Origin of the sequence: Kitasatospora sp. NPDC007106 (assembly GCF_040634455.1) — a bacterium.
Classification (GTDB): Bacteria; Actinomycetota; Actinomycetes; order Streptomycetales; family Streptomycetaceae; genus Kitasatospora; species Kitasatospora arboriphila.
In genome coordinates, this window is the sequence record NZ_JBEYFP010000382.1 from 1 (window position 1) to 5,768 (window position 5,768).

Sequence of the window (5,768 nt, forward strand, 5' to 3'; positions counted from 1 at the left end):
TGGAAGTTCCGGGCGATCGGCCAGGGCTACGCCACCGGCCTGAGCGGGCTGGCCACCGACTACGGCATCGCGGTCGAGGACGGCAGGCTCGGGCGCCGGCGGGCCGTCCACGGGCGGCAGCGCGTCCGCGACCTCCTCGCCGTCCTCGACCGCGATGCCGTAGTCGGTGGCCAGCCCGCTCAGGCCGGTGGCGTAGCCCTGGCCGATCGCCCGGAACTTCCACCCGCCCGCCCGCCGGTAGAACTCGCCGGCCACCAGCGCGGTGACGTCGCCGCTGTCGGTGACGGGGAACTCGGCGAGCGGATCGGCGCCCTCGCCGGCCGCGACGTCGAAGACCAGCACCCGCAGCCGCGGCACCGACGGGAAGGAACCCTCCTCGGAGGAGCCCGCCATCACCACCCGGTCGACGTCCTCGGCCAGCCGGCCGAGGTCGATCTCGACCGCGTCCGACACCTCGTCCCCGGCGCCGGCCTGCTGCTTGGGCAGGTGGCGCACCAGGCCCGAAGGATGCCTCGGCTGGTTGTAGAAGACGAAGTCGGCATCCGAACGGACCTTGCCGTCGGCGGCGACCAGCAGCGCGGAGACGTCCACGTCGGGTGCGCCGGGCGTCGCCGACCAGCGCAGCACGGCGCGGACGGCGGCGGCCGTCAGCGGGATGTTGGCGCCCTTCGCCATCACGTGCGTCATGCCCCAATCCTGCCCGGCCCCGCCCTCCGCGGACAATGCGGGCCGCCACCACCCCGGAGGGGGGTTTTGTGTCGCACCGGGTAACCTTCCGAGAATTCGATGTTTCAGGTCTTTGCAAAGCCCTGAAGGACCGTACGATTAGCGGCCAACGGCTCCCGGTACACCACCCACCTCGGCGAACGCGACGCGGCGGACGCGAGGGCGACCGCGCCGCCTTTACCCGCGAAACCATCGGGCCCCGCTGTTCGTCCCTGTTGTCGGGACGTCAGCCCAATCCCGCCCGGTGACCGGGCCGCCACCACGATTGCAGGGAGTGCAGCTTGCGCCACTTCGGCCACCTCGCCGACGACGTCCGCGAACGGCTCTTCCTGCACCAGCCGGTCGACTTCGACCTCGGCAGCGCGCCCTCCGTGCTCTCCACCGCGCTCGGCGCGACCCTCTACAGCCCCGCCACCCGCAGCACGCTGGCCGCCGACATCCGCAAGCAGGCCGCCCGCGGCGTGGTCTCCATGGTGCTCTGCCTGGAGGACGCGATCGCCGACCACGAGGTGCCGGCCGCCGAGGAGAACCTCGTCGCCCAGCTCGGCGAGCTCGCCGCCACCGGCGCCACCGGCCTGCCGCTGCTGTTCGTCCGGGTCCGCGCCGCCGCGCAGATCACCGACCTCACCGCACGGCTCGGCCCCGCGGTGCGGCTGCTGGCCGGCTACGTGGTGCCCAAGTTCACCGAGGAGAGCGGCGGCGCCTTCCTGGAGGCGCTCACCGCCGCCGAGGAGCGCTCCGGCCAGAGGCTGTTCGCCATGCCGGTGCTGGAGTCGCCAGAGCTTGCCCACCTGGAGACCCGCCGCGAGCAGCTCTTCGCCGTCGCCCGGCTGCTCGACAAGCACCGCGAGCGCATCCTCGCCGTCCGGCTCGGTGTCACCGACCTGTGCTCCGCGTACGGACTGCGCCGCTCGCCCGACCTCACCGCCTACGACGTGGCCCTGGTCGCCGGCGTCATCGGCGACGTGGTCAACGTGCTCGGCCGCGCCGACGGCACCGGGTTCACCGTGACCGGCCCGGTCTGGGAGTACTTCCCGGTGCAGGAGCGCATGTTCAAGCCGCAGCTGCGCCGCACCCCGTTCGCCGAGGCGCACCCGCCGGCCGACGGCGTCCGGCAGCGCATCATCGAGCACGACCTGGACGGGCTGATCCGCGAGATCGAGCTCGACCGCGCCAACGGTCTGCTCGGCAAGACCTGCATCCACCCCAGCCACGTGCCCGCCGTGCACGCCCTCTCGGTGGTCACGCACGAGGAGTACTCCGACGCGCAGGACATCCTCAGCCGCGACGGCGGCGGGGTGCTGCGCTCCGCGTACACCAACAAGATGAACGAGGCCAAGCCGCACCGGGCCTGGGCGGAGCGGGTGCTGCTGCGCGCCGACGTCTTCGGGGTGGCCCGCGAGGACGTCAGCTTCGCCGAGCTGCTGGGCGCCTGCCTCTGCGGCTGACCCGCCGCATCCCCGGGCACCCGTGCGTACCCTGGGCACCTTTGCACGACCGCACGACCGCACGACCGCACCTTTGCACGACCGCACCTCTGCACGACCGCACCACCGAAAGCAGGAGTCTTGACCGCACAGCACCCCGCCCCGGCGCCGTGGACCGGCCAGTGGGTCACCGACCGGCTCGGCATCGGGCTCACCGGCTCGCCGGAGCTGCGGGAGCTGATCGGGCTCGCCCTGCGCCGCAACCCGCGCCGCGCCCACCTGCTGGTCTCCCACGTGCTCGGCAAGCACGTGCCGCAGCTCCCCGCCGTGGTGCACGGCGCCGGGCTGGAGCTCGGCCGCCGGGTCCGCGAGCTGCTCGGCCCCGAGGACGCCGCCCGGGCGGTCGTCCTCGGCTACGCGGAGACCGCCACCGCGCTCGGCCACAGCGTCGCCGACGGCCTGGACGCCCCGTACCTGCACTCCACCCGCCGCCCGGTCGACGGAGTCGAGCCGGTCGGCGGCTTCGAGGAGGAGCACTCGCACGCCACCTCGCACCTGCTGCTGCCCGAGGACCCGGCGCTGCTCGCCGGCGACGGGCCGCTGGTCCTGGTCGACGACGAGTTCTCCACCGGCAACACCGTGCTCAACACCGTCCGCGCGCTGCACGCCGCGCACCCCCGGGACCGCTACGTGGTGGTCGCCCTGGTCGACCTGCGCACCGGGGCCGACCGGGAGCGCCTCGACAAGGCCGCCGCCGAGCTCGGCGCCCGCCTCGACCTGGTCGCCGGCGCGGTCGGGGGCGTCCGGCTGCCCGCCGACGTGCTGGCCCGCGCGCAGGAGATCGTCGACGCGCAGCCCGCGCCCGCACCGCTGCCCGACGCTCCGCTCGCCCCCGTCCACCGGGCCGAGCTCGACTGGCCCGCCGACCTGCCCGACGGCGGCCGGCACGGCTTCACCGCCGACCACCGCCGCCGCCTCGACGCCGCCCTGCCCGACCTCGCCGCCCCGCTCGCCGAGCAGCTCGCCGACCGCCGCCGCGTCCTCGTCCTCGGCTTCGAGGAGCTGATGTACGCGCCGCTGCGCCTCGCCGGGGCGCTCGCCGACCGGCTCGGCGGCGACCGCGTACGCTTCTCCACGACGACCCGCTCGCCGGTGCTCGCCGTGGACGACCCGGGCTACGCGATCCGCACCCGGCTGGCCTTCCCGGCCCACGACGACCCCGCCGACCGCTCCACCGAGCGGTACGCCTACAACGTCGCCCCCGGCAGCGACCCCGCCCGCCGCTTCGACGCGATCGTCCTGGTGGTCGACACCCCCGGCGACACCGCCGCCCTGCACGAGGGCGAGGAGGCCCTGCTGCGCCAGCTGCGGGCCGTCACCGACCAGGTGGTGCTCGCCGTTCTCCCCGCGTACCGGCCCGGGTCACCCCGCTGACGCCTCCGTCCCCCACCATCGACAGCGCACCTCCCCACGTAAGGCGACCATGACGACCACCCTGCCCGCGCCGCTGTTCGGCCCCGCGTTCTCCTCGTACTCGGCCGAGGACGTGATCTGGCTGCTCAAGGACCTCTCCGGGGTGGCACTGGAGGCGCCGACCGAGGAGCGCGAGGAGGCCGTGCAGTCCGGCGGCGCCCACTACGCCGAGTCGCTGCCGATCGAGTACCAGCCCAGCCCCGAGTACCAGGAGCTGTACAAGCAGGCGCTCGCCGCCTCCGGCGAGCGGATCGCGCTGGCCGTCGGCACCGTCGCCGAGACGCTGCTGCGCGAGCGCGGCCGCGGCCTGGTGCTCGCCTCGCTGGCCCGGGCCGGCACCCCGGTCGGCGTGCTGATCCGCCGCTGGCTCGGCTTCGCCCACGGCCTCGACGTCCCGCACTACACCGTCTCCATCGTGCGCGGGCGCGGCATCGACCCGGTGGCGCTGCGCCACCTCGCCGCCCACCACGACGCCGGCTCGGTGGTCTTCGTCGACGGCTGGACGGGCAAGGGCGCCATCACCCGCGAACTCTCCGAGGCGCTGCAGGGCAGCGGTTTCGACCCCGACCTCGCGGTGCTCGCCGACCCCGGCCGCTGCGTGCGCACCTACGGCACCCGGGACGACTTCCTCATCCCGTCCGCCTGCCTCAACTCCACCGTCTCCGGCCTGATCTCGCGCACCGTGCTGCGCCCCGACCTGATCGGCCCGGACGACTTCCACGGCGCCAAGTTCTACCGCGAGCTCGCCGTCGCCGACGTCTCGAACGACTTCCTCACCGCCGTCGCCGCGCACTTCCCGGCCGTCCGGGCCGCGGCCGTCGCGGCCGCCGACGCCCTCGCCGCCGAGGACCGCACCCCCACCTGGGAGGGCTGGGCGGCCGTCGAGCGGATCAGCGCCGAGTACGGCATCGACAACGTCAACCTGGTGAAGCCGGGGGTGGGCGAGACCACCCGCGTCATGCTCCGCCGGGTGCCCTGGCGAGTGCTGGCCCGGCGCGGTGCCGGAGCCGACCTCGACCACGTCAGGCTGCTCGCCGCACAGCGCGGCGTCCCGGTGGAGGAGGTGGACGACCTGCCGTACTCCTGCGTGGGCCTGATCCACCCCCGCTACACCCGCGGGGCGACCGGCGCCGACGGCACGGCGGTGCACACCGCCGAGGGCGGCGAAGTTCTCACGAAGGAAAGTTGATGCCGAATCAGCAGCCGAGTCAGTTCCTGGTCGCGAGCGACCTCGACCGCACCCTGATCTACTCCAACCGGGCGCTCGCCCTGGACGTGCCGGACCGGCTCGCCCCCCGGCTGCTCTCGGTGGAGGTCAACGACGGCCGGGCGCTCTCGTTCATGACCGAGCAGGCCGCCGAGCTGCTCGTCGAACTGACCCGGCTCGCCGTGTTCGTGCCCGCCACCACCCGCACCCGGGCCCAGTACGAGCGGGTCAACCTGCCCGGCCCGACGCCGGGGTGGATCCCGAAGTACGCGATCTGCGCCAACGGCGGCCACGTCCTGGTCGACGGCGTCTGGGACCGCGACTGGCACGCCGAGGTGCGCTCGCGGCTCGCCGCCGCCAGCGCCCCGCTCGCCGAGGTCGTCGAGCACCTGGCCATCTCGGCCGACCCGGAGTGGACGCACAAGCGGCGGGTCGCCGAGGACCTCTTCGCCTACCTCGTCGTCGAGCGCGCCGACCTGCCCGAGGGCTGGCTGGAGGAGCTCACCGGCTGGTGCGCCGAGCGCGGCTGGACGGTCTCGCTGCAGGGCCGCAAGGTGTACGCGGTGCCGGCCCCGCTCACCAAGAGCGAGGCCCTCGCCGAGGTCGAGCGCCGGACGGGTGCGGCCACCGTGCTGACCGCCGGCGACTCGCTGCTCGACGCCGAGCTGCTGCTCGCCGCCGACGCGGGCTGGCGGCCCGGCCACGGCGAACTCGCCGACACCGGCTGGGCGGCGCCCGGCGTCACCGCGCTCACCCAGGTCGGTGTCGCGGCGGGCGAGGAGATCGTCCGGCGGATGCTGGAGCGGGTGCGGGCCGGGGCGGCCGTCCGCGCCTGAGCATCGTGCCCGGGGCCCGGCCGTGTGCCGGGCCCCGTTCCGTTCCGGTCTTGTTCCGTTCCGGGGGGGGTCAGCCGCAGCAGCCGCCGCCGCAGCACC

General features: G+C 74.6%; 3 protein-coding genes and 1 pseudogene. 3 read left to right on the forward strand and 1 reads right to left on the reverse strand.

Annotation, left to right across the window (positions count from 1 at the left end; genetic code table 11):
• Window positions 1-687: TerD family protein (locus tag ABZ641_RS24000; RefSeq protein ID WP_359984751.1), on the reverse strand; the 687-nt coding region annotated here is incomplete at its 3' end.
• Between the two features lie 320 nt (window positions 688-1,007).
• On the opposite strand from ABZ641_RS24000, the gene ABZ641_RS24005 reads away from it, so the two are divergent.
• The 3 genes and pseudogenes from ABZ641_RS24005 (at window position 1,008) to ABZ641_RS24015 (ending at window position 5,669) form a co-directional block, all read left to right on the forward strand.
• Window positions 1,008-2,174: an HpcH/HpaI aldolase/citrate lyase family protein gene (locus ABZ641_RS24005; protein WP_344622695.1), complete on the forward strand. Its 1,167-nt coding sequence runs from the start codon at window positions 1,008-1,010 to the stop codon at window positions 2,172-2,174.
• A gap of 120 nt (window positions 2,175-2,294) precedes the next feature.
• Window positions 2,295-4,815: pseudogene (locus tag ABZ641_RS24010) on the forward strand (phosphoribosyltransferase).
• Window positions 4,815-5,669 carry an HAD family hydrolase gene (locus ABZ641_RS24015; RefSeq protein ID WP_344622696.1) on the forward strand — a complete coding sequence of 285 codons (855 nt, stop codon included), beginning with the start codon at window positions 4,815-4,817 and terminating at the stop codon, window positions 5,667-5,669. The pseudogene ABZ641_RS24010 and the gene ABZ641_RS24015 overlap by 1 nt, the downstream one beginning before the upstream one ends.
• Window positions 5,670-5,768: the final 99 nt, after the last annotated feature.